We start from the raw sequence: 24,537 nt of genomic DNA on the forward strand, positions 1-24,537 counted from the left end.
ATCCTATGCGGATTTGTGACAGCGCAGACTTTTTGTCGCATCTTTTCTGTTTCGTCTTCGGCGATGACGATCACAATCCCGCAAACGCATCATGCGGCTGCCCGATCGATGAAAATGCACTGTTCAACGCGCGCGAGTTGTTGCAACACAATGTGTCCACGCGTCACACTTGTCCCGTCACCATGCAGATCGATCACGAAGCTCTTTATTTCATTGCATCTTACGGCGCGCTTTGCGTGCTCTGCTGCAGCGTTGCGCTGATCGATCTTCGTCACGGCATCATTCCCGACGGGCTGAATCTTGCGATCGCAGCGCTCGGGCTTGCCAACGTCGTCATCACTGAGAGCGCAACAGCCGCCTTCAGTGCGATGGCGATCGCCGCCCTCGTCGGCATCGTGTTTTGGCTATTGCAGCGCCTTTACTTTGCGCTACGGCACGTGGACGGGTTGGGACTTGGCGACGTCAAGTTTCTTGCAGCAGCATCGATCTGGGTCGGCGCGTCGGGGATCCCGACCCTGCTGCTGATCGCGGCGCTCGCGGCACTTGGGGTGGCCGGCGGCCTACAACTCGCAGGACACGAGATGAAGCGTCAGACGTCGATTCCGTTCGGCCCGTTTCTTGCGCTCGGGCTTCTCCTGACGCCGGCCCTTCAGAGTTGGCTCGCGTTGAACTAGCGCACAATCACCTCTGGATTCGCGCCGCCAATGGCTTGCGCTCGGTGCTGACCGGAACGAGGCGGGCCTCGCCGCTCTCATCACCGCCGGGCTGAGGCAATGTGAGCACCGCGGCGTGCTCGTCTTTCTCCATGGTGGCTTCGCGGGCCTTGATGGTCCGCAGCTTCCAGCCCTGGAAATCGTCGCCGATCTTCAGCCGCAGCGCAGTCTTGTTCGATTGATCGAGAAAGATCCCGAAGCTTTCATCATCTCCGGAGATCGTGCCGACCAGCGACAGCGGCGGCGGCTCGGTCGCGACCTTGCGCGGCGGTGGCGGCGGCGGCTTGCTGACCTCCGGCTCCGCAACGGCGACAGGCGGAGGCCGCCGCGACGGCGAGAACACCGGGCGGTCGCGGGTGTTGGACAGCGTGGTGAGCGGGATGGCCCACAGCGGATTTGCGCTGAGCGGCCGCGGCGTCGGCACGGGTGCAGGGGCCACGCGGACCGACGTCACCGGCTCGGAGGCCGGCGGCGAACTCAGCACCGGTCCTCCCAGGCGGGTCTCGTCGAGCAAGCCGGCATCCAGCGCATCGCCGGACCGGTCAGGCACGGCAGCCAATGCGGCTTGAGCCGACACCGCCAACAGCAGGATGGTCGCAGCGCAGCGTCGCATCATTTGGCTCCTCGCCATTGTCCGGAGACACCAAGCAGCACGCGCAACTTGCCGGGATCTCCGCCCTTGGCGGCTTCGTCGGCGACCGGTTGCACCACGAGTTGATCGATGAACAGGAACGGCATGCCGGCTTCGAGATCGTAAAGCACCTGCTGCAATTGCGCCTGCTCGATCTCGCTGCTCGCGACCATGCTGATGAAGCCGGCCTTGGCCGGCGCGTTCGGCACGTCGAGCTGCGTCGACAGCACATTGCCGCCGGCCTTGATCACCGCGGCCGACACGCGCTGCAGCAGCGTGGCGCCGGCGACCGTGACGGTCGCCCCTTCGAGATAGGCGGAGCCAGTCGGCATGGCCGCCTCTCCGGGCGCGGTCTTAGCTTTCGATCGTCCCTCCAGCTGCTCCAGCATGCCGGCCGATGCCGCGACATCGCTGCGCAGGCCGATGATGTCCGAGAGCGACGAGATGACGACAAAGAGCAGCAGCACGAAGAGGCCGAGATAGCTCGCAGTCGCGACCAGTGGCGAGGTGCTGACCGCGGTCAGCGATCGGGATGTTGCGCTCATGAACCGGACCCAAAATAAGCAGAGATATTGGCCTCGACGTGGAACCGCTCCGCCGATTCATTCGCGGCGCGGGTCGTCGGCGCGAAGAACGTCGCGCGGGTGAATTGCGGCGACTGCTCCAGCAGCCGGATCAGGGACGGCGCATCCTGGGTCAGTCCCACCACCTGCACCTTGTTGCCCTCGATGCGGAGCTCCGTCACATAGGTCGTGTCGGGCAGCACGCGCGAGATCGCTTCCAGGACCATGACGCTCGACGGCGTCGTCTGCTTGCGCTTGGCCAGCAGGCCGAGGCCGGACGTATCGCCATTGGCATCGAGACGCAGCGCGGCACGGCGCTGCGAGATGCGGTGTTGCAGATCCTCCTGCTCGGATTGCAGCCATCCGCCGACATAGATGTTAAGCAGCAGGCAGACCGCGGCCGCGGCCGCCGTCGAAGCCAGGCCGATACGCAGCAGCCGCGGGACCGCAGGCCCGGCAAGGCCGCGCAGCGACCGGTCGAGCAGCGTCACCTGTTGCGGGGCAGCGTCGCTGCCGACTGCCGGCGCCGTGACCGCAATGGAGGCGGCGCCGAGCTGCCTTGCCATCCGGATCAACGGATCGACCTTGGCCGCCGCGGTGGCGCTGAACGCGACTTCGATGCGGTCGTTGGAGATCGGCTGCGGCGAACCCCAACCGAAGACTGCATCGGCGGCGGTCCATGGCGTCAGCCGGTCGACCTGCGCACGGATCATCCCGTCGAGGAAGTCGCTTGCCTGGTTCGGGAAATCGAGCACGCGGCTGACGACATGATCCGATCGCAATCGCACCTCGATGCGGCTGCCATCGAGGGCCGTCTTCCAGTCCGCCGGCAGCGGAGGCTGCGGCGCATCGTGATCGAGTCGGAACGACGCCGGCGTCACGGGCGAGCCATCCTTCGCCACCGCGAGACGGGCGGTGAAGGTGCCGTCGCCATTCTCGTCGAGCTCGACCCTGCGCCGGCGCATGAACCGGCCCGCGACGCCGTCAACGGCAGTCGCGACCGCGCCGATCCATTGCTCGAACCATTGCCGTGCTTCGGCAAGCATTGCCATCACCCTCTCCCGCGCAACAGAACCGGGCTTCTCGGTTCAAGGTCGTTCTGCCAGGACAACACACGATAAGGCTCGACCTTGTCGCCGAGCGCGATCACCGCTTCAGACGTGGTGCGGTGGCCATTGCGGAATCGGATCGATATCGCGATCCGGTAGCACGGGCTCTGCGCGGTCGAAGCCGCACTTTGCGGGTTCGGGGCCTGCGCTGCAGCGGCGAGGCCGTTCGGCGCGGCAGCATTCGAGCCGGGAGCATTCGAGCCGAGGACATTCGATCCAAGAGCACTCGCCCCGAAACCGTCCTGTGCTTTGCCCGATACCTTATCGATGGCCAGCACGACTTCCGGCGCGGCGATTTTCGGATCGACATCCGGACTGCCGTTAAACACCGTCACGAATGGCAGCACACGATCGACAAAGGCCTCGGGGATGCCGGCGACCAGCGCCAGCTCGTTGACATGGGTGAACAGCGCCTGCCGCGGCGAATAGCCCAGCGCGTTGTAGCGCGCCGCCTCGACATTCTCGCTGCCCGGCGCAGGCCGGGTCCGCCACCCGACGATCCGGTCGGCATATTCGCTGGCGGCATCCTTGCTTGCGCCGAGCACGACGAAGAGGCCGATCAGCATCTCCTTCGAGGCGTAGTTCAGGTCAACGCGGCCGGCTTCCGACGTGAAGCCTACGTTGACGCTGGCATCATCCAGCCCGAAATGAAACGCCCCGTATTGCGGCCGCGTCTTCTCATCCGTCAGCGTCAGCTGATAGGCGGTGAGCTCGAGCCCGGCCGAGACCAGCGCCTCGGTCTGCAACGACAAGTCGCTCGCCGCCAATGCGCGCGCCGACGCGGCAAGATAGGCCGAGAAGATGATCGCCAGCGACGACAGTGCCAGCAGGATCCAGAGCACCGCAACGATGACGAAGCCGCGGTCGGCCGGCGATCGGCCGCTGTTGCCGGGCGCGCCCATCACGTCTTCCCCTGATCGGTCGGAACGTTGGAGCTGCCCTTGTCGCCGCAATTGCCGTCCGGCTTGGTGCAGTCGCTCGGAATCTGGACATGGACCGGCGCGATGGTCGAAACCGACAGGACGCGCTGGCTCGCCGCGTCACGCACGGTCAACCGGATCATCGCCGGCAGCCGGTCGGCATCCTTCCACGCGCTCTTCCAGGCGCGGTCGGCACCGGCATAGGCGAAGGACAGCCGATAGGGCGCACGCAGCAGCACCACGGGGCTGCCGAGATGCACCTGTTCCGATAGCGACACCCCGTCGGCGAGCGGCGTGAACCGCGCCTGCGAACGGACCGTGACGAACTCGCCGCGGTCGCGGGTCTCGCCAAGGCGTACCACGTCGAGCCCCGGGCCCGCATTCGGCCCCACCGAGGTGCGCACGAACGTCACGGATAGCTCCGATCCGTCGAACAGCGGCTTGTGGGTATCGCGGTTCGCCGCAACGAACTCGGCCGCGGCGAGATCGGCGCCGATCCGTTCCAGCGCGATCCCGATCAATTCACTGCGCTGGATCCGGTCGAGCCCCCTGTTCCAGGTCGGCAGCCATTCCCCCGTGATGCCGGCAAGCGCCGACAGCAACAGCCCCATCAGCGCCAGCGCGACGATCATCTCGATCAGCGTGAAGCCGCGCTCATTGGTTCGCTGTGCTGTCACTGCGCGGATCCTTCCGAAGACCTCGGCATCAGGCGCACCGTGCGAATGTCGGACAGCGCACCGCCTGGAGATTTGACGCGAATCCGCACCAGCTCCGGAGCCCAGGGCGCGTTGCCATCAGGGACTTTCCAGTCGCCGCCGAGCGGGCTGACCTCGATGGTCCAGCGATAGCCCTCCGCCTGCCCCGTCGTCGAGCCCGACTGCAACTCGGCGCGCGGCGGAATACCGACCGTCATCAATGTCCGCACCGCCTGTATCAGCGCCACGTGCTGCTCCATGGCGCGGACGCCGCGCGTCTTGACGCCCATGACGGCGCCGATCGCAACGATCGAGACAGCCACCAGCGCCAGCGCCACCAGCACTTCGATGATGGTGAACCCCGCATCAGCGCGGTCAGTTGGCGGCGACGTCGCGAGCAACGATTTCAACCCTTCCGGTGAGCCAGTTGACGCGGACCTCGTATCCCGCATCGAGCCGCGTCAGCGCGATGGAGCCGCCGCAGGAACCGCCATTGGCGAAGAAACGGATGGTCGACAGGGCCGCGCGGCGCTGACAGCTCTGCGGCAGCACGGCGTCGAACCGCACGTCATCGGGGATCCGCACCGCCATGCGCGACGCCCCGGAGTGGATCACCCGGCTCGGCGCATCGACCAGCGTCGCGACGCTGGTGCTGCGCTCGATGGCGGCGTTGCGATCGGCCTTCAGCAGCGTCGCGGTCTGCAGCGCATAGGCCTGCAAGCGCGACCGCGAGGTCTGGTGCGGAATGAACGGAAGCAGCACGGCTGCCAGCAGCGCGATGATGGCGAGCACGCACACCATCTCGAGCAGGGTGAAACCGCGCTGCGCCGCCTCATTCATGCGAGCCATGCATCCTTACTGGTCGGTGTTGGCGGCTGTCGTTTTCTCGAGCGAGATATCGGCCGAGGTGCCGCTGCCGCCCTCCTGGCCATCAGAACCGTAGGAGACGATGTCATAAGGGCCGTGCTCGCCGGGTGAGCGATAGATGTAGGCGTGATTCCAGGGATCGTTCGGCACGTTGCCGCCCTTCAGATACGGGCCGTTCCAGGCCGCGACCCCAGGCGTGCGCCGGACCAGCGCGGCGAGCCCCTCCGCCGTGGACGGGAAGCGCCCGGCGTCGAGATAGAACAGGTCGAGCGCGCTGGAGAAGCTCTGCAGCTGAATGCGCGCGGTCTTGACCTTGGACTCGCTGAGATAGTTGAGCACGCGCGGCCCGATCAGCCCCATGATGAGGCCGATGATCGCAATCACCACCAGCATCTCGACCAGGGTGAAGCCCGCCTCGCCCGAACGCCTTGGCGTTTGCGATTGGGCGCGATCGCGTCCCGCTCGCATGGAAAGAATTTCGATGATCCTGTTGCGCGATATCATGACCGATGACCTCTGCTTTAACCGACGAGCTGCGTGACCGAGAGCAGCGCCGTCATGACCGAGACGATCAGCCCGCCGACCACGGTGCTGATCGTGATGATCGCCAGCGGACCGACGATGCCGACGACACGGTCCAGGCTGCGCTGCAATTTGGCTTCGTAGAATTCCGCGACCCGCCCGGCCAGCACCGGCAGTTGCCCGGTCTCTTCGCCGAGTCGCAGCATGCGGACCGCCATCGGCGGCAGGCTGTCCGCCACCGCGAGTGCCTCGGATAATTTGCCGCCATGACGGACGCGGTCCGCGGCCGCGGTCCAGTTCGCCTCGCTTCCCGTCACCGCCATGATGTCGACGAGGATGCGCAGCGCGGCCGTGAGGTTGACGCCGCTGCCGAGCAGGACGCCCAGATTGCGGCAGAACAGGCTGGCGCGATAGAACTGGAAGGCGCTGCTGATGCCCGGCACCCGCGAGATGGCGTTGACCAGCGCGGCGCGCACCCGCGCCTGCCGCAGCAGCCACCATGCCAGCGCGATCGTCGCCGCGCTGATCAGGCTTGCCGCCGTAGCGTTGGCGCGCAGGAAATCCGACAGCGCGATGAAGCTGGCGAGCGCGGTATCCGACTTGCCGCCGAAATCGCCGAGCACGGTCGAGAATTGCGGCAGCACGAACAGCAGGAAAAACAGCATCACGCCGGATGCCGCGACCAGCACGAACGCCGGATACTGCATGGCGTCGGTCAGCTTGCGCCGCATCTGCTCGGACCGCGCGCGCTCGGTGCCGAGCATCTCCAGCACCGAGTCGAGCGTGCCGGAGATTTCGCCGACCCGGACCAGCGCGATGTACATCGGCTGGAACAAGGTTGGATGATCCGCCACCGCATCGGCAAAGCTCTCGCCGGTGAGCAGGGCCGCGCGGATCTTGGCCACCACCGGGCGCATCCGGCCGACATCGGCATCGCCGGACAAAAGCTCCAGCGCATCGTCGAGACGCGCGCCGGCCTTGAGTAGCAACGCGAGGTCGCGCGTGAAGGTGGTGACCTCGGCGGCACTCGGCCCGCCGAACAGGCTACGGCCGCCGGCGGCGCTCGATGCGCGCTTGTCCTCGGTGGTCTCGATCGGCAGCAGCTTGAGATATTCGATCCGCCGCGCCACCTCGGCCGCGGTCGGGGCGGAGATCGTGCCGTTCACGATCTCGCCGGCCTGGGTCAAAGCGCGATAGCGATAATTCGGCACGGCGTCACCGCACCGTCGCAACGCGGAGGATCTCGGCGGGCGAGGTCAATCCGGCGCGGCATTTGGCGACCCCGTCATCGAGCATCGTGGTCATGCCCGCCCGGATCGCCATCGTATCGATCTTCAGCCCGTCGGTTCGCTCTCCGATCAGTTCGCGCAATTCATTGGATAGTTCGAGCAGTTCGAACACGCCGAGACGGCCGCGATAGCCGGTCCCGCCGCAGCGCTCGCAGCCGCATGGCTCCTGGATGATCTCCTCGGCGCGGAAGCCAAGCGCGGCGAGCCGGGGATCCTCGGTGAAATCAGCCGTCGCCAGCGGCCGCGCCGTCTTGCAGCGCTCGCATAATTGCCGCACCAGGCGTTGCGCGATCACGCCGCGCAGCACCGAGCGCAGCAGATAGCCTTCGACCCCGAGATCGAGCAAACGCGGCACCGCGGCCGCCGCGGTCTCGGTGTGCAGCGTCGTCAACACCAGATGCCCGGTCAGCGCCGCATGCACCGCGACATGCGCGGTCTCGGAATCGCGGATTTCACCGACCATGATGACATCAGGGTCCTGGCGAACGAAGGACCGCAGCGCGGTGGCGAAGGTCAGGCCGATCGCCGGCTTGATCTGGGACTGATTGACGCCGGGAAGCTCGTATTCGACCGGGTCCTCGATGGTCAGGATCTTGCGGCTGGGCTCATTGAGGATCGACAGGATCGTCGCCAGCGTCGTGGTCTTGCCGCTGCCGGTCGGCCCGGTGATCACGACCATGCCATGCGGCAGCTTCAAGAGCCGCCGCAGCTTGCCTTCGTCGGTCGCGGAGAAGCCGAGCTTCTCGACAACCAGCAGGCCGCGATCCTTGGGCAGGATGCGGATGACGGCGGACTCGCCATGCTGCGTCGGCATGATCGCGACGCGGATATCGATGTCGGTGCGCCCGGCCCGCAGCCGCGCCGCACCGTCCTGCGGCAGGCGGCGCTCGGCGATGTTGAGATTGGCGATGATCTTGATACGGGAGACCACCGCCTGCGGCAGCACGCCCGACAGCGCCGCAACCGGCCGCAGCAGGCCATCGATACGCAGCCGGACCATGAGGCCGGCCGAAAACGGCTCGATATGGATGTCGCTGGCGCGAAGCTCGACCGCCTTCTCGATCAGATCGTTGACCGCGCGGACCACCGGGGCGCCGCTAGCCAGATCGCGCAGGCTTTCGATGTCGTCTTCCCGGGGCAGCGCCGCCGTTGTATCGGCGGCCTCGACCTCCTCGGCGCTGGACGAGTTGTTCAGCGCGATGGCGACATCCTCAGATGAGGCCACCTTCACATCGATGCCGGCGCCGAGCACGATCTGCGCCGCCCGCAGCGTCGCCTGGTCGGTCGGGTCAACCACCGCGAGGACGGTGGTCCCATCGGCCGCCCGGCACGGATAGACCATGGTCTCGCGCAGGAAGCGCGGCGAGAACGAGCCGACCAGCGGCTCGGCCGAGGTCATATCCTGGAGCGTCAGACGGCCGAGCGCGAAGAAGCGCGCGGCCTCGTCGGCGAATTCGGTCGGCGAGAGACTGGTGACCTCCCACAGCTTGAGCTGCCTGACATCGGCGCCCGGCCCGGTCCGGTCGGCCGCCCCGTCGATCGGCGTCAGGTGATTGTTCTGACGGAGATAATCCACGAACCGAACGGACAGGTCGTTGGCCATTCCTTATATCCCGCCACACTATCCTGGATCAGCTCGTGCCAAGGTCCGCTACGTGCCGTCGCGTTCGGCTCCCGGCGGTTTTGCGGTTATCGATCCGAAGTGTGACAGCTGTGCGAAGCCGCATCGTTCGCCTCGCTCAAGAAGCCTTGACGTGGCTTCGCGGACACGACGACGGGGCGTCGGCTGCACAGATTTTGGTGCGATGCGATGGGCAGGCCTCGAACGACAATCATGTAACCAATTTATTTCTGTCATGTTCGATCGCTAAGAGTCCTCCCGGGGTAGGACCGATCGTCGCAAGCCATCGAAATTTCAGTTAGTCAGAGCGAAGGGCCTTCATGCAACGCGTAGGCAAAGTGGGCCGCTGCCCGACGATCCGTGGCGGCCTCGCAGCCATTTTTGCCTTGACGTCATTGGGGTTGCTGGCGTCCTGCAATTCCGCGACGGTCGGCGAGAGCGTCGACGCGTCTCAACTCGACGTCACCGACAAGGTGCGCTCGCTGGATCTGGCGCAGCGCCAGCCGCAACCGGTCAGCGCGCTGGCGGCGACGGGCAGCAGCCAGAGCGGCAGTGTCCGCGCGGCGATGTATGACGGAAGCGAAGTGACTGGAATCGCGGATGCGCGGCCGCAACCCTCGTCAAACGGCAACGGCTTCGACCTGAATTTCGAGAGCACGCCGGTTGCGACCGTCGCCAAGGTCGTGCTCGGCGACATCCTGCATGTCGGCTACACCATCGACCCGCGGGTGCAGGGCACGGTGAGCCTGGTGTCGGTCCGCCCGGTGCCGAAATCCGACATGGTCTTCGTGCTTGAAAACGCACTCCGCCTGAGCGGCGTCGTGTTGCTCAAGGATACGTCGGGCTACCGCCTGACGCCGCTCGGCGATGCTGTCGGCGGCGGCCGCGTCGATGCCGCGGCAGCCAATCCCGAGGCCGGATTCGGCGTCTCGGTGGTCCCCCTGCAATATGTGTCGGCCCAGACCCTGCTGAAGCTGACCGACAGCTTCGCCACGAGGGCCGGCTCGGTCCGTGCCGACACGACGCGCAATCTGCTTCTGATCCAGGGCACCGGCGCCGAGCGCCGCACCGCCGTCGACACCGTGCTCAGCTTCGACGTCGACTGGATGCGCGGCCAGTCCGTCGGCATCTTCCCGATCTCGAGCGGGTCGCCCGCGCCCGTCATTGCCGAGTTGGAGAAGATCGTCGATTCCGGCGAGAACGGCCTCAGCCAGAATGTCATCAAGTTCATGCCGATCCAGCGCCTCAACGCGGTGCTGGTGGTGACCAAGAAGCCGGAGATGCTGCACACGGCCGCGACCTGGATCAAGCGCCTCGACCGCAACGACACCGCGCGCACCTCGGTCCATGTCTACCGCGTCAAATACGGCGATGCGCGCCAGATCGCGCGGGTGCTGACCGACATGTTCCTCGGCGGCTCGTCCGGCAATTTGCTCGACAGCGCCGACAGCCAGCTCGCGCCCGGCTCCGGCGCTTCGTCGACCTCAAGCGTCGCCGACCGTCTGTCGCTCAACAACAACAACGGCGCGAATTCGGGCATGAACGGCTTCGCAAACCGCGGCACGTCGGGGACGGGCCAGGGCCTCGGCCAGGGATTTGGCGCCGGCGGACAGTCCAACAATCCCAACAATCAAGGCCAGGGCAACAATGCCGCGCTGGATGCCGGACGCGGCGCGTCGGGCTCCGGCAACGGCCAGCCCGTCATGCAGGACGTGCGGATCACGCCCGATGTCGTGAACAACAATCTCCTGATCTATGCCGACCAGGCCAATTATCGCATCATCGAGGCGACGCTGGTGCAGATCGACGAGCCGCAGCTCCAGGTCGCGATCGACGCGACGATCGCCGAGGTCACGCTCAACAACACCCTGTCCTATGGCGTGCAGACCTATCTCACCAGCCGGAGCCTCGGCCTGAAGCCGAACATGGGCTCGTTCACGGGCACCCAGGCCACCACGGCGCCCGCGACCACCACGGACGCGACCACCGGCGTCGCCTCCGTCGCCGGCTCGGTCACCAACGCCTTCATCAACCGGGCCTTCCCGGGCTTCAACTTCCTGGTCGGGTCCGAGACGCAGCCGAGCTTCATCCTGGATGCGCTGCATGCCGTCACCAGCGTCAAGGTGCTCTCCAATCCGTCGCTGGTCGTGATCAACAACCAGGTCGCGACCCTGCAGGTCGGCGACGTCGTCCCGGTGTCGACCGGCAGCGCGACGGTGCTGACCACCAGCAATACGGTGGTCAACACCATCGACTATCGCAACACCGGCATCATCCTGAAGGTCTCGCCGCGCGTCAGTGTCAACGGCACCGTGCGGCTCGACATCGAGCAGGAGATCAGCAACGTTCCGCAGAGCAGCACGGTGAACCTGACGCCGACCGTGTCTGAGCGGCGGGTCAAGAGCCAGATCTCGGTCGCCAACGGCCAGACCGTGCTGCTGGCGGGCCTGATCAGCGAACAGCAGAGCGGCGCCCGCAACGCGCTTCCGGTGCTCGACCAGATCCCCGGCCTCGGCGACGCCTTCGGGCATCAGAGCAACGGCACCCAGCGCACCGAGCTGATCATCTTCATCCGCCCGCAGATCATCCGCAACGGTTCCGACGCCCAGACCGTGGCCGAGGAGCTTCGCTCGAAATTGCGCGGCAGCATCGCCACGACAACGACCAATGCGCCGATCACCACCAGCTATCACTGAGCCGGGCATGAGCGCACGCAGCCTTTTCACATCGCGCAGGCCGCTCTGCGCCTCGCTTGCTGTCGCGCTTTGGGCGATGACCGCATCCGTCGCGAGCGCCGACGGCGTCGCGCGCGGCGCGGCCGCCTTTCATCGCGGCGACTATGTCAGGGCGGCTCGGGAGCTCGAGCCCGCCGCCGAGCGCGGCAACCCAAGAGCGCTCGGCTTGCTCGGCTTCATGTATGAGCACGGCTTCGGCGTCCCGCAGGCCTACGCCGCTGCCGCCGACCTCTATTATCGCGGCGCCGTGCAGGGCGATCCGTTCGCGCAGGCCCAGCTCGGCCTGATCTATGACAAGGGCCACGGCGTCCCGACCGATTTTGTGCTGGCCTACAAATGGCTCAATCTGGCGGCGGCCCGCGCTGGCGGGCGGCAGCGTGACGCCTATCTCAGGTTCCGCGATGCCGTCGCATCGAAACTCTCGACCTATGAGATCATTGCCGGCCAGCGCTTTGCATTGGAATGGGTCCCGGACCGGCCGGCGCCGGATGTGCGCCTGACGGTCAAGTAATCAGCGATCGCAAGCCCGCGCTGCGCGCGAGCCGTTGCGGTCCCGCGACAGCGAGATTTGCATCGCGCTGCCGATCTTCCCCCGCCGCGATCCCGCCCCTTGCCATCACCTGCCGGACGAGCCCGTCGCGTCGCCGAGGCCGATGACCTGGAAAGCGCTGTTCTCGTTGTAGGTCCGCTTCTCACGCCGCTTGCGCTTCTGCTCCGGCGTCTCCTCCGGCTGGGTCTCGTCATTGCCACTGCCGCCGCCGTAGCCCATGACTTCGACGATGATGATCGAGGGCTGGTCGTTGTTCTTCGGCGGTGGCGGCACCGCCTGCTGGCTGGCGGCAGTGGTGTTCGACGCGGCCGTCAGTGCGCCAACGGGCGGCCCCTGTACCGTCGGAATGCCGGTGGACGTGCCCTGCACCTGGATGTTGGCGGCGTTGACCACCTGCAGCGCCGCGAGGTTGACGTTGCCCGAGACGCGGATGCCGGCTTCGCCTGCATCGATGGTACCGAGCGGCGCGATCAGGTCGATGTTTCCGGGCGGGACTTCGGGAATCGGATTGAGCGTCGCGATGCCCGCGCCCGTCGACGGCACGCTCGGCGACAGCTTGACGCTGCCGTAGGGATCGTAAGTGCGCTTGGGCGGCGTGAAGATCGTCGTCGTCTTCGAGCCGCGGCCGGCGTTGATATCGCCGGTCGCCGACCACGCGATGATGTTGCCGCCGAACGTCGTCATGATGCGGCTCTGGCCAAGCAGCACGCTGCCGAGCGAATAGACGTCGATATCGCCTTGCCCTTGCGTGATCAGGCCCGCGCCGGGCCCCGGCGTAACGCCCTCGACCCCGATGATCATCTGTCCGCCGGGATTGAGGATCTGGATGTCGCCGCCGAACTGCGTTTGAATGCCGGCATCGGCCAGATACGTCGTGCCGTCGCTCTTCTTGGCGACGCCGCTGAACAGGGTGATGTTGCCCGAGTACGGGACCGGATTGCCTGACGCATCCTGATCCGGGAACAGTGTGGCGATCGCCTGACGGCCACGCAGATAGCTGCCATGGCGACTGCTATCCCTGTTGTTGTACTCGCGGCCGCCTTCCCTCAACTCCGCGTAGTAGACTTGGCGGACAAACACGCCCTGCTGCTCAATCGGCAGCGCCAGGAAGAAGCTGAGCGCATCGTCCTTCGTGCCTGTGAAGACGTAGAGCTGGCCGTCATGCGAATAGTTCCGGCTGGGCGCGAAGCGGTCACGCAGCCAGTCGTACAATTCGTCGGCGTAGGTCTTTGCCACCTTGCCGCTGCCTGCGAGCGGCCGGCCGTCGCCGGGGAGCTGGTTCGCGGCATTGAAATACAGCTTGGCGAAATCGGTGTAGTCGGGGCCGCTGGCGCCGACGCCGGCGATCGTGACGATGCCCGCGCCGCCCGTGGTGTTGGATTGATTGACGATATCGCCAACGCTGACCAGCGAGCCGTAGTAGCCCTGGTACAGGTTGCGGCCGGCCTGCAGCTGCAGCAGACCTGGGCCGGCAACGATGACCGATTGATAGAAGATATCGCGGCCGGCCTGCATCAAAGAGATGTCGTTCGGCCTGTTGTTCAGGAATACGCTGGCCACGGGACCGGTGCCGACGATATCGCGTCCGGCGATCACCTCGAACGGCTTGGCCGCGGTGTACCAGATGCTGTGGGTGGGAGTGAAACCTGAGGAGAACGTTCGCGTCTTTGGCGGTGCCTGTCCAAGCGTCAGATCGGCGATGTCGACACCGGCGTAGACCAGGGCCGGCTGGCTGTCGCCGGCATGCAGATTGGAGATCGGCAGATCCTCGCCAAAGGCGATTGGACTTAGCGAATTGTCCCGGAAAGCGGCGTTGGCCCAGGCATTGCTGTCACCACCCCCACCCGTGCCGGTGCTGAAGACAGCATTGAACGGCGTCGCCAACGTGCTCATGTCCGCGCCGGACATCGCCACCACCTGATCCGTCCCGTAGATCGAGCCAGCCGCCAGCAGCGCGAGTTGGCCGAATGGCGACGGCATCAGTTCAATGGCCGGACTACCTCCACCAGCTCCAGGCTCTGCAAACCGGATGTCGCCATTGGCGGCCACGACAGTCAGCGTGCCTGGAAAGAAACCGGTGCTGTTGAAGGAAATTCCGGCCAACACGGCTGCATCGCCGCCCGCGGCGTAAAGACCGATCGCGGTTCGCGGCGTCCACAACGTGAAGTTCGATTGCCCTCCGCTCCTGAGCATTGTGGTGCCGTCCGCGTTGCGGACCGTGTAAGCGATCCCGTTCAGATCGACCGGCGTCGCCATTCCGGCGTCGCCTGCGCCGCCGAGCACGAGGTCGCCGCGCGTCACGATGCTGACGCTACCGTCACCCGGTATGACGAGCGGGCCCGGCGTCTTGAGCGAGCGCTTGAAGACAGTGGGATCGACGGCGCGCGGATCGTAGGACACCAGATAGGAGGCCCAGGTGTTCGGGGCCAATGCACCGACGGCTCCGGCGCTGACGGTGACGTCGCCGCGCAGATTGGTGATCGAGCCGTAATAGTCCGGCACCGGTCCGAAAGGCGTGGTCGCTGCCACCGGATTGAGTCCGCCGCCGACCTTCACGACAAGATTGCCGCCGCCGGTTTGCACCAGCGTGCCGTCCGGCAGCACGCGGCCGGTCGAGGCGACTGCCAGATCAAGGCCGGTCGAGCCGTTGCCGGTGACGCCGGCATTGCCGCCCGCGATCACGGTCAGGTTGCCGCCGCCGAGCGTGCCGATCCCCTGGAAGCCGATCAGCTGCTGGCCGCTGCTCCATGCGTAGGTCTTCGCGAGCGTACCGAAATTGATCCACCACGCGACCGGATCGGCCGAGGCGCCGCCCCCTTGCAGGCGGAGCCAATTGGCGGTGAGGTTGGAATCGACGAAGCGGGTGTTGTTGTCCGCGATCTGGATGTTGCCGGTGATATCCCGTTGCGCGGTGAGCAGGAGGTCGCCGCCATGCTCGGTGTACCATGCGTGCGAGTTGCCGCTGCTGGTGACCCCGACGAGATCGTAGGGATTGCTGCCGTCAGCGGCCAGGATCGGCTTCGCCTGCGTGCCGGCCGTGTAGACGCCATATGGCGTGGCCTCGCTGAAGCTGCCGCCGGCTATCAGATCGAGGCTGCCGGTACCCGTGCGCAGGACGCTGAAGAAGGTGCCATTGCGCGACGCATCGTAGGCCGGATCGCTCAGGGTCAGGTTGCCGCGCAGCGCCTGCGTTGTCTGCAAGGCGCGCTGGTCGGCGCCGACAAGATCTGCACCGCTCACGAGCCGAATCGATGCGGAAAGCGAGCCGGGCGCGAGCATTGGCGCTGCAGCCGACGTGGCAGCTGCGCTGGGAATTCCAGGCGTGACCACCGCTCCGAGCGGAGGTAACGTAGCAATATCGAAGATCAAGAAGCCGTTCCCACCTAACGAAGGTCCGGGATTCAGCGTCGTGCCGGCCGGGATCGTGTTACCCGGCCCATATTGATGGCCATTGACGTCGACGAATGGGATCCCATACAGCGAGACCATAGACTGGTAGAACTGATCGTCCGGTACCGTCCAGTCATTCATCAGTGTCACACTGTTGGAATAGACGTAACTGGAATTGTTCAGGCCGGTATCGCTGGGCGACCACAGCTGCGCGTTGGGATCATGAGGGATGTCGATCAGCTTGTAGACCCCTGGCGTTCCCGGTGACGACTTGAACCCGTCCGAGATGCTTCCGTTGACCGTCACATTGCCGCCGGCGCGGATTACCAGGGCCATCGGTTCACCGGCGCCGTAGCTCGCAGAGCTCGGATCGCGATCCGCGCGCGCACCGTAGCGATACTTAGCAAGGTCGATGTCGCCTGATGTCGACAGGTCACCGCTCGACGTGATCTGGACGCCCGGCCGCAGGTGGTAGGCGCTGCCGTAAGCAGACAGGCCCGCAACACGCGTCGCCAACCCGGCGTTGCCCAACGCAGCGTTGATGAAGGCCGTGCTCGCGGTGTCGTAGCCGTCGAGCGTCGTCTGACTGATGGTGCTGCCGCCCGGCAGGTCGTAGGTCCAGAATGCGTTGAGCGCGATGCTGTATGCGCCCCTGATGTTGAGCGGAGCCGCCGCGTTGATGGCGATATCGCCCGAGGTCTCGCCGGTGCGCTGCGCGTTCAGCACCACATCGCCATAGGCAACACCGTTCGGCGCCGAGAGATCCATGGTCGCGCCCGGCGACAGCGTGAGCACGCCGCCCGCCGCGGTCAATTCGATATGGCCGCGGTTCTTCGCCTCGATCGGCTGGCCGTAGCTGTCGACCTGCCGCACCGTGCCGTGAACGTCGAGAACGGCGGTCGGCGCAAGCGCGAGCCCGTTGTCGGCCGAGAGCCGGATGGTGCCCGGCGCGGCGCCCGACGCATCGATGCGACCGGCGACGAACAGGCTGCCATTGTCGACGGCAATCGCGACGTTGCTGGCCCTCACGCCGTCGCCGACGACCAGGTCGCCATTCCTGATATCAAAGCCGCGGGCATCAAAGAATCCGCCCTGGGTCAGCAGCGCATTGAGCGCGGCGAAATCTGTGCTGGACAGTCGGCCGGCCGTCACGCTGAAATCGCCGCTGGCGTAGCCATTTGTCGTGGCACCATTGAGCGCGCCGCCGAGCGCGACAGGTCCATTCGCCGCAGCGATGCTGATCGACCCGGCACCGGCGTTGGTCGCGGAAACATCGATCACGGAGCCGGCAAGCTGCGTCAGACCGCCCTGCGCGCTGTTGAAGATCGCGGTACCGCCGAAGCCATAGACGGTTGCCCGCTGGATCGTGGACGGCCGACCAGCCAGATCGACACGGCTTGTGGGCCCGAGCACGATATCATCAGTCGCATTGACGACGAGCTTGCCGCTCGGCAGCAGGATCGTGCTGCCGATCCCGACACTGCCGCCGGTCAGGTCGATCTCGGCGCCGGCCACCGTGGAGCTCGCCGTGCTAGCGGCAAGACCCGCAGGCGCAACCACATTGAGCGTGCCGCCCGCGGCATAGGCCATGATCGACTTCTGCGTGCCGGTGAGAAGCGGCGTCGTCAGCGTCAGGTTGCCGCCGGTGCCGCTCTGGCCGAATACGGCTGCGGGATCCGAGCTCGGCGACTGATAGACGAACAGCTTGCTGTTGCCGGCCGAGATAATCCGGGCGTTGCCGGTGATGTTGACATTGCCGAAGCCGTAGATCACGCGGCTCGCAGTCGAGGTGTCGAGCGAAGTAAACCTGCCGAAATCGATCTCATCGGCGACGAGGTTGAGCGTGCCGGCTCCGCTTCCCGGCCCGCCCGCCGCGATGGCCGGCGGCGTCGCACCGCTGATGCCGTTCCACGTGATCTTGCTGGCGGCGATCATGGAGCTGTCACCGGCCGCACCATAGCCGTAGATCGCCGACGTATTCAGCACCAAATTGACGCCGCTGCCGGTGGCGTCGAGGCCGGCGCCGCCGAACAGGTTGATCGAGTTCGCCGCGGCAAGCGTGATGGCCTTCAACGGCGGCGCGTAATGCAGGGGATCACCGTGGACCAGCGTGTTGAACAGCGCCTGATCGAACAGCAAGCCGGCCGGTGCGCCGGTCGCGGCAATCGTGGCGGCGTCGCCGATATTGATGGTGCCGACCGCGAGCGCGATGTTGGTCGATCCGAAGTGGGCGGTCGGATCGATCGTCGAAGCGCCGTTGGTGGACAGCGCCAGCGTCCCCTCGGAGTAGAGCGACGCGCCGGCGCCGACGGTGATCGAGCCGCTGCCGACATTGGAGGGCAGGAAGTTGATGTCGCCGTTGGACAGCGCCAGAACCGTGAGCTGGCTCGACGTATAGCTCATGCCGGTGGATGCGGAATCGAACGGGACTGCGCCCTGTCCGATCGTGCTGAGCATCACGTTGTTGCCGACGTTGATATTGCCGCCGATGAAGAACATTTCGCCGGCGGAGAGCGAGACACCGTCGCGGATGAACAGGTCATATCCTGACAGGCTGTAGGGCTGATTGAGGAACAGCGTGCCGTTGGCGATCGTGACGGTTCCGTTGACCAGCAGGCGCGGGGCCTTGAGCGCATTGATGTCGGCGGCACCGACCGAGGTATGGGTGAAGCCTGGCGTCGGCACATCGGCATAGATCTCGCCGACGTTCATCAACGCCACCTGACCGGCATTGCCGCCCTGCGCGCCCTGGAACAGCGCGGTGCCGTCGAATGTGAGCGCGGCTCCGATCGAGGTGGCGTTCGGCATCTCGAACTGGATCTCGAGCGTCTTGCCGTCGCTCGGCAGCAGCGGACGCACGCCGCCGAATTGCGTCACGTTGGCAAGCAGGAAGTCGCTGTAATTCTGCTCGTTGAATTGCGAATATTTGCGAACGGACGTGCCCGCGGTGATCAGCGCCGTCACCGGCAGGCTGCCCTGGATCGCGGTGTTGGCGATGCCGGTGGTGACCGCAGCGGCGTAGGTGCCGTTGCCGATCGTGATCGGGCTGCCAACCGGGGTCGTGGTGCTGGCCCCGAGCTCGACGCGGTATGCGCCGGGCAGCAGCGCGTAGTTTGACGGCAGCAGCGTATATGTCCCCGCCGGCAGTCCCGGGACACCGGACGGAATGGTGACCTGCTGGCCAATCACGGGATCGCCGGCACCGTTTTCGGGCGCAATCGGCGCGTAGGATGAACCATAGCCGGGTAGGATGGCGTAGACCTTGTCGGTCGCCTTGCTGACAGGAGTGGCCGGGTTCGCGTTGACGAGCGGCGTGTTGATCACGTTGACCGAGCCGCCGCGTCCGGAGACGAAGCCCGCACCAGTGAGCGTGCCGCCCCCCGACAAATCCAGGATCGCGCCGTTCGCGACGCTGATCGACTGGCCATCCAGGATGATGCCCGCTTGCGGCCCGTTGTTGTTGAAGTTGGTCAGGCTGACCGCACGAATGGCGCTGCCGTTATAGCTGTAGGTAACGCCGTCGATCGTGCCGCCATAGGGAATGGTCAGGCCTGCCATCGAGACCGAAGTCAGGCTGCCCGGCAGCAGATCGAGCTGGGGCGTGAAGACGGGATAGCCCAGGCCGAAGGTGAGGAGCCCGAGCGGCGCACGGACGATGCCGCCTTGCTCGATCACCGGCGCCTGGAATGCGAGCTGGCCGAACACGGACAGCGGCGCATCCGGAACGCCGCCGGTGGTGCGTCCGATGGTCAGCGTGGTCGTCGGGTCGGGATTTCCACTGCCTGCGATGACGGTGGCCACGGCATTGGTCGCGGGATAAATCTGCGCGGCGAGCAGTTCCAGATTGCCGCTGGTCGACAGCTGGGTCGCGACCGCTCCAGGCATCGACAGGAAGCGGATGTCGCCCTGGCTGACGAGCTTGGTCGTCAGGAATCCCGGCGCATACATGTTGTTCGGCGAGCGCGCCGAAAATCCAATGAGGCCCTGGATGTCGATCTCATTTGCGTCGGCCTCGAACGTGGCCGTGGTTGGCAACGCTGCGCCGGCGGGATTGCGGATGCTGCCGCTGATGATGCCGTCAGGGATATTGGCTGCCGGTTCGGTGAACAAGATGTACGGCGCCGACAACTTCACGCTGCCAATGGTGCTTGGCATCGAGGAGTCGACCGGCCCGGAAACCGGCGCACCCGAGGTGAACGCTGCCGCCGTCAGCGTCAGGCTGCGGCCCAGCGCCAGCGAGACATTGCCCGAGAACTGCATGTAGTCGCCGGACGTGAGGGTGAGGCTGTCGAACCCGCCGGCCTTGACCATGTCGGCGCTCACGGTCGCTTGGCCGAACGCCAGATGCGACGCACCCGTCCCGGGAGCGATATCCGCCGGCAACGCGGAATCCGGACGCCCCTGCACCACGGTCATCACGCTTGGAACGACCACATTGGACGGCGCGAAGCCAGTGGGGAAGATGTTCCCCTTGAAGTTCGGCGTGGTGAGCGCGATCGAGAGGTTGCCGCCGGACGCACCGGCACCGCCGGAGAAGGCGTGGACATCACCGTCGAGATAGAGACCGCTTTGCGATGCCAGCGTAACGAAGCCGCCATTCGTTGTGACCATCTGAGGGCGGCTCGACGGAGCCGCGCCGCCCGCCGCGAGATCGATCGCAACCTGGGTACCGTCGGCATTGAGCTCGGCGCCCGGTCGCACGATCACGAAGGCACCGCCGCCGTCGATGGTGATCGAGCCGCCGTCGGTCGCTCGCCCGAATAGACGTCCGGCCGTATCGGACGCCTGATAGGAAAGGCCCGAGACATCGAGCTTGGCGGCGGCATCGACCCAGATCGAAACGCCGCGGCCGTTGCCGTTCAGGTCGAAGTTGAGACCCGCCAGAACTTGCGCACCATACGCATCATTGACCAAAGTGATGCTGCCGCCATGCGCGGTGAGGTTGCCGAACACGCTGATCTGACCGAAGGCATCGAGCTTGATACTCTGGCCCGGATCGACGCTGACCGAGGCGCCGTCGCCAACCACGATCGCGCCGCCGCTCGTGAGCGGACCAGTGCCGGATCTGATGAGCGAGCGCAGCGTGAGGCTCGCACCGCCGCGCTGGGTCAGGGCAGCCTTGACGGAATCCGCCGTGAACAGCGGTGGAGTCCACGGTGTCAACGCCGACGATGGATCGCTGCCGGTCGCTGCGGTATAACTGCTCGCCGTGAACCGGTAGACCGGCATCGCGGCCGCAACCACGGTATTGTTCGCCACCAAGACACCGAGCCCGCCATTGATGTCGTAATTGGAGAAGCCGGCGGTGAAGAACGAAGGATTGAGCGCCGATGCCGGCACGATCTGAGCGGTCTGCGGCAGCACCACGCCGGCCGGAATGACGGCTCCGACCGGATAAGTCATCGGCGTGGATTGGATTGATCCTGCTGCGTAGGTGACTTGATAGGGCGTAATCGGAAGGCCGGCGGGGAAGACATTGGAAGGAATCACGATTCCCGCCGAAATGTGGCCCGAACCGCTCCAGCCGGTGATGACCGTGCCGGCCGGGATCACATCGCCTGTACCCCAATAATGGGTCTGGCCATTGCTGTCCCGGCTTTGGAGACCATCCATGCCCTGCGGCAGCGCCCAATCCGCACCGGTCGGCACCGTCGGCACGGCTGATATGTTGACGTCAACCGGTATCGGCACGTCGTACAGCAGCGTGGTGAAGTTCAGCGTCAGCGCCGTCGGCAGCGGCTGGCCTGCAGGAATTGTGAGCGATTGCTTGAGCTTCACGGCAAGCGGCGCCGGCATGCCGGCAGGCAAGATGCCGCCCGCCAATTCGGCGTTGTCACCGATCAGGATATTGCCGGGCGTCGAGATCGTCAGCGTACCGCCGCCCGTGACGCCCCAGGCGCGGATCGTACCGTCGAGAACGAGAGTCCCGTCGCCCGGCGTTCCGGCGTCCTGCTGGGTCTGACCCGCGGTGATCGTGACGTTGCCGCCCTTGCCGCCCTGCGTCTTGCCATTGGCAAGAATGGCTCCGCCGGAGGACACGTCGATCACGCTGCCGGCAGCGAGCGTGACGTTCTGCAAGGAATTGAAGGTGACGTTGCCGCCGTCGATGAAGGCAAGGCCCGATGCATCCTTCGGATCGACGAGCGCGTTGACCCACAGGCCGCGCGTATCGATGACAGCGCCGGACTCCAGCGTCAGCGACGCGCCTCCAGTCGCGTTCGTCAACGTAACCGTGCCATTTGCCGTATTGAGAATGTTGCTGACCGTGACGCTGCCGGAGCGCGCGGTGATGTCGGCCGCGATATCGACGGTCGGAGCGGTCAGCTTGACCTGCGCGCCCGGCGCAAATTGCAGCGGCGCGTTGACGGAGATCTTGTTGGCGGTGTTGATGTTGAAGCCGCCGAGGCCAAAGCTGTTTAGCGTCGGCGCATCGAACCAGGCCGTGTTGGTGCGGTCGGATGGCAGCGCGGACGTCAAACCGAGATTGCCCGACACCGGCGCCACATTGCCGAACGTCACATCGGTGTTGTAGGCGCCGGCGAGGCCATAGCGGGTGTACTGCCCGAGCGCCAGCGTGCCGGCGAGCGGCGCGGTGTTCTGTGTCAGCTTGTAGCCGTCGGTGACGGCAGCCGGGCGCTTGGCGAGCTGGGCTTCGCCGTCGATCACATTGGCGAGGATCGCACCCTCGAACACCGAGGTCGGGGTCGCGAGAATGAGGCTGCCTGCATCGCGCCCCACGGTGTAGCCGTTCTCCCAGCGGCTGCTGCCCTTGCCGAACGGGCTGAGATAGACCTCGACGACGCCCCAATGCGCGTGATTAACGATGAAGCCGTTCGCCACCGCGACGTAGGTCAGATAGGCCGGCGCATTGTCGGCACTGTAGATGCGGCCGTCATTGCCAAGCAGCAGCGTCTGCCGCACATAGCCGCTCTGATATTGCACGGCGCCGCCGGAAATGTTGAAGAGCGCGCCCTGCTGCGCCACCACTTCCGGCGCCGACAGCGTGATGGTGCCGCCGACCGCGGTCCATTCGCCGATCTTGTGACCGGTGTTGTTGAGATAGCCCGAGACCTCGAGCAGGCCGCCCGCGGTGTAGTAGCGATCGGTCGCATAGCCGCCGGTGCCGGCCGGCACCAATGTCAGATCACGGGCATCGATCCACATGTTGCTGTTGAGCAGCGTGCCGCTGTCGCGGTTCTGCGGACTGTCGCGCAGCTCGTTGCCCTGGACGTTGACCTTGATCGCATTCGCCGACACCGGCAGCACGGTGCCGACCGTGCCGGAGACGTCGATCACCGAGCCGGTTTCGGCGAACACCCGCTTGCCGGCGGAAGCGGACACCTGGCCGCCCTGCGCCATGGTCAGCGAGCCGTTCCTGAAGTCGACCGTGCCGCCGGTGACGATCTCGATCCGCGACTGGTCGGGACGATCGGACAGCGTCGAGAGGTTATCGAACTGGCCGGTCGCTAGCAGATTGGGCCCGGCCGACGCGATCAGCGCATCGCGCTGCGAATTGAACGCGGTCGCGTTCGGATCGATGCCCGAGATCAGCGCAGCGGCGGCATCGGTCTCCGGCAGGATCAGGCTGATGCCGTTATTGGTCAGCGTGACGCTGCCGGTGGCATCGGACGCCGAGTTGAGCAGGTGAATGGTGCCGCGCTGATTGACCGAGGTGGTGGAGACGAGGATGCCGTCCTGAGTGACGGCATGGCCGGCCAGCGTGATGTCGCCCTGCTGGGCCAGCACCAGACCCGTATTGGTGACCGTGCCGCTGGTGCTTCCGCTGCGCAGCAGTGGCGCGATCTCATTGCCGCGCGTGGTCGAGTTCTGGTTGGCGTTGGTGCCGTAGCCGGCGCGCAGGATGAAATCGTCGCTGGCCGCGAACTGGGTCTGCCCCTTCGGCGTGGTGATGGCGCCGGCGTTGTTGACCTCGGTGCCCATCAACAGCACGAAGCCGCCGCCCGCCGTCACTGAGGATGGCGCATTGGTGGTGATCAGCGCACCGCTTTCGATCACGATCTTGCCGCCGGCGCCGGTGAAGCTCGGCGCATAGACGATTTGTGCGCCGCTGCCGGTCGTGGTCGAGTAGATGCCGTTGCTGAGGAACTGATTGTCGGCGATATTGGCGCTGGAGGCGATCAGCGAGCCGACATTGATCTGGCTGGCGCCACCGAAGATGATGCCGTTTTGATTGATCACCAGCACCTGACCGGGAGCGGTGATGCGGCCGAGGATCTGGCTCGGGCCGGTGTTGCCGACCACGCGGTTCAGTGCAGTCCAGCTGCCGGCCTGCTGGTTGAAGTTGAGTGTGGTCTGGCTGCCGACATTGAAGCTCTGCCAGTTGAGGATCGCCTGCGGCGCGGTTTGATTGATCGTGACCGTGATCTGACCGCCGCTTGCGGTCTGGCTCGGCAGCGCAGCGCCTTGCCAGAGGCCCGAGCCCGGCACAGCGCCCGGCGCAACCTGAAGCCCGCCTGCAGCAAGGCCGTTCGGCACCGCCACCTGCGGCAACGTGGTCGACCGCTGCGAGGCGGCAGCCGCGCTGCGCGCGGCGGATTGTGCAGCCTGCAGCGCCTGGATGGCCTGGGTCGCGCGCGTCAATGCACCTTGGCTTTGCCGGGCGACTTCGGTCGCCTGCTGGGCCGCGGCGGTAGCCGCGTCGCTCGCGATCGTCGGCGCTGACGTCGTCGTCGCGAAATTGCCGAACGGGCGCGCGGACACGCCCTCCAGCCCGGTCAGCAGCAGCGCCAGCGTGCTTGTTCCCGCGAGCAGCATGGAGCGGGATGCCAATCCGATCCGCTGGCGCGGAGGAAGCGGCGCGACCCGGCGCTGATCGAGGCGGGAACGGCGGGCAACGCGCTGACGAGACGGCATGGGATGTCCCCTGGGAACAACGGACGGAAAGCTGCGCAGATCGGATCTGCGCAGGCGC

14 protein-coding genes are annotated in these 24,537 nt (G+C 65.9%); 3 read left to right on the forward strand and 11 right to left on the reverse strand.

Annotated elements, in window-relative coordinates; genetic code table 11:
• The first annotated feature begins 32 nt into the window (after positions 1-32).
• Positions 33-674, forward strand: coding sequence for an A24 family peptidase (locus QMZ05_RS09470; protein ID WP_353700520.1), 642 nt, complete (start codon positions 33-35; stop codon positions 672-674).
• 7 nt (positions 675-681) lie between these two features.
• Here QMZ05_RS09470 and QMZ05_RS09475 read toward each other — a convergent pair whose 3' ends face one another.
• The 10 genes from QMZ05_RS09475 to QMZ05_RS09520 are packed head-to-tail and all read right to left on the reverse strand — an operon-like array spanning position 682 to position 8,912.
• Entirely contained in the window at positions 682-1,326 is a 645-nt protein-coding gene (locus tag QMZ05_RS09475) for a hypothetical protein (RefSeq protein ID WP_353700521.1), read from the reverse strand.
• Positions 1,326-1,889 (reverse strand): type II secretion system protein GspM, encoded by a 564-nt coding sequence (gene gspM / locus QMZ05_RS09480; protein ID WP_353700522.1) that lies wholly within the window; start codon positions 1,887-1,889, stop codon positions 1,326-1,328. The genes QMZ05_RS09475 and gspM overlap by 1 nt, the downstream gene beginning before the upstream one ends.
• Entirely contained in the window at positions 1,886-2,959 is a 1,074-nt protein-coding gene (locus QMZ05_RS09485) for a PilN domain-containing protein (RefSeq protein ID WP_353700523.1), read from the reverse strand. Before QMZ05_RS09485 ends, gspM begins: the two co-directional genes overlap by 4 nt.
• Complete coding sequence (locus QMZ05_RS09490) at positions 2,959-3,918, reverse strand: type II secretion system minor pseudopilin GspK (protein WP_353700524.1); 960 nt, start codon at positions 3,916-3,918, stop codon at positions 2,959-2,961. The genes QMZ05_RS09485 and QMZ05_RS09490 overlap by 1 nt, the downstream gene beginning before the upstream one ends.
• Positions 3,918-4,613 (reverse strand): prepilin-type N-terminal cleavage/methylation domain-containing protein, encoded by a 696-nt coding sequence (locus QMZ05_RS09495; RefSeq protein ID WP_353700525.1) that lies wholly within the window; start codon positions 4,611-4,613, stop codon positions 3,918-3,920. The genes QMZ05_RS09490 and QMZ05_RS09495 overlap by 1 nt, the downstream gene beginning before the upstream one ends.
• Positions 4,610-5,032, reverse strand: coding sequence for a prepilin-type N-terminal cleavage/methylation domain-containing protein (locus tag QMZ05_RS09500; protein ID WP_353700526.1), 423 nt, complete (start codon positions 5,030-5,032; stop codon positions 4,610-4,612). Before QMZ05_RS09500 ends, QMZ05_RS09495 begins: the two co-directional genes overlap by 4 nt.
• Positions 5,007-5,471 (reverse strand): type II secretion system protein, encoded by a 465-nt coding sequence (locus QMZ05_RS09505; protein WP_353700570.1) that lies wholly within the window; start codon positions 5,469-5,471, stop codon positions 5,007-5,009. The genes QMZ05_RS09500 and QMZ05_RS09505 overlap by 26 nt, the downstream gene beginning before the upstream one ends.
• A gap of 15 nt (positions 5,472-5,486) precedes the next feature.
• Positions 5,487-5,966 carry a type II secretion system major pseudopilin GspG gene (gene gspG, locus QMZ05_RS09510; RefSeq protein ID WP_353700527.1) on the reverse strand — a complete coding sequence of 160 codons (480 nt, stop codon included), beginning with the start codon at positions 5,964-5,966 and terminating at the stop codon, positions 5,487-5,489.
• A gap of 53 nt (positions 5,967-6,019) precedes the next feature.
• Positions 6,020-7,231 (reverse strand): type II secretion system F family protein, encoded by a 1,212-nt coding sequence (locus tag QMZ05_RS09515; protein WP_353700528.1) that lies wholly within the window; start codon positions 7,229-7,231, stop codon positions 6,020-6,022.
• A gap of 4 nt (positions 7,232-7,235) precedes the next feature.
• Positions 7,236-8,912, reverse strand: coding sequence for a GspE/PulE family protein (locus QMZ05_RS09520; protein WP_353700529.1), 1,677 nt, complete (start codon positions 8,910-8,912; stop codon positions 7,236-7,238).
• A 338-nt stretch (positions 8,913-9,250) separates the two neighbouring features.
• Between QMZ05_RS09520 and gspD the strand changes: the two genes are divergently transcribed.
• Positions 9,251-11,626 (forward strand): type II secretion system secretin GspD, encoded by a 2,376-nt coding sequence (gene gspD / locus QMZ05_RS09525; RefSeq protein ID WP_353700530.1) that lies wholly within the window; start codon positions 9,251-9,253, stop codon positions 11,624-11,626.
• A gap of 76 nt (positions 11,627-11,702) precedes the next feature.
• The gene (locus QMZ05_RS09530; protein WP_353700531.1) at positions 11,703-12,176 is read left to right on the forward strand and encodes a tetratricopeptide repeat protein; all 474 of its coding nucleotides are present in this window, start codon (positions 11,703-11,705) and stop codon (positions 12,174-12,176) included.
• A gap of 105 nt (positions 12,177-12,281) precedes the next feature.
• Here QMZ05_RS09530 and QMZ05_RS09535 read toward each other — a convergent pair whose 3' ends face one another.
• Positions 12,282-24,479 carry a filamentous haemagglutinin family protein gene (locus QMZ05_RS09535; RefSeq protein WP_353700532.1) on the reverse strand — a complete coding sequence of 4,066 codons (12,198 nt, stop codon included), beginning with the start codon at positions 24,477-24,479 and terminating at the stop codon, positions 12,282-12,284.
• Positions 24,480-24,537: the final 58 nt, after the last annotated feature.

Origin of the sequence: Bradyrhizobium sp. INPA03-11B (assembly GCF_040446015.1) — a bacterium.
In the GTDB taxonomy this organism is placed as follows: Bacteria; Pseudomonadota; Alphaproteobacteria; order Rhizobiales; family Xanthobacteraceae; genus Bradyrhizobium; species Bradyrhizobium macuxiense_A.

Bases quoted from the DNA above. Each gene is read 5' to 3' on its own strand.
- QMZ05_RS09475 (WP_353700521.1), bottom strand. From the start codon at position 1,326: ATGCGACGCTGCGCTGCGACCATCCTGCTGTTGGCGGTGTCGGCTCAA.
- gspM (WP_353700522.1), bottom strand. From the start codon at position 1,889: ATGAGCGCAACATCCCGATCGCTGACCGCGGTCAGCACCTCGCCACTG.
- QMZ05_RS09485 (WP_353700523.1), bottom strand. From the start codon at position 2,959: ATGGCAATGCTTGCCGAAGCACGGCAATGGTTCGAGCAATGGATCGGC.
- QMZ05_RS09490 (WP_353700524.1), bottom strand. From the start codon at position 3,918: ATGGGCGCGCCCGGCAACAGCGGCCGATCGCCGGCCGACCGCGGCTTC.
- QMZ05_RS09505 (WP_353700570.1), bottom strand. From the start codon at position 5,471: ATGAATGAGGCGGCGCAGCGCGGTTTCACCCTGCTCGAGATGGTGTGC.
- gspG (WP_353700527.1), bottom strand. From the start codon at position 5,966: ATGCGAGCGGGACGCGATCGCGCCCAATCGCAAACGCCAAGGCGTTCG.
- QMZ05_RS09520 (WP_353700529.1), bottom strand. From the start codon at position 8,912: ATGGCCAACGACCTGTCCGTTCGGTTCGTGGATTATCTCCGTCAGAAC.
- gspD (WP_353700530.1), top strand. From the start codon at position 9,251: ATGCAACGCGTAGGCAAAGTGGGCCGCTGCCCGACGATCCGTGGCGGC.
- QMZ05_RS09530 (WP_353700531.1), top strand. From the start codon at position 11,703: ATGACCGCATCCGTCGCGAGCGCCGACGGCGTCGCGCGCGGCGCGGCC.
- QMZ05_RS09535 (WP_353700532.1), bottom strand. From the start codon at position 24,479: ATGCCGTCTCGTCAGCGCGTTGCCCGCCGTTCCCGCCTCGATCAGCGC.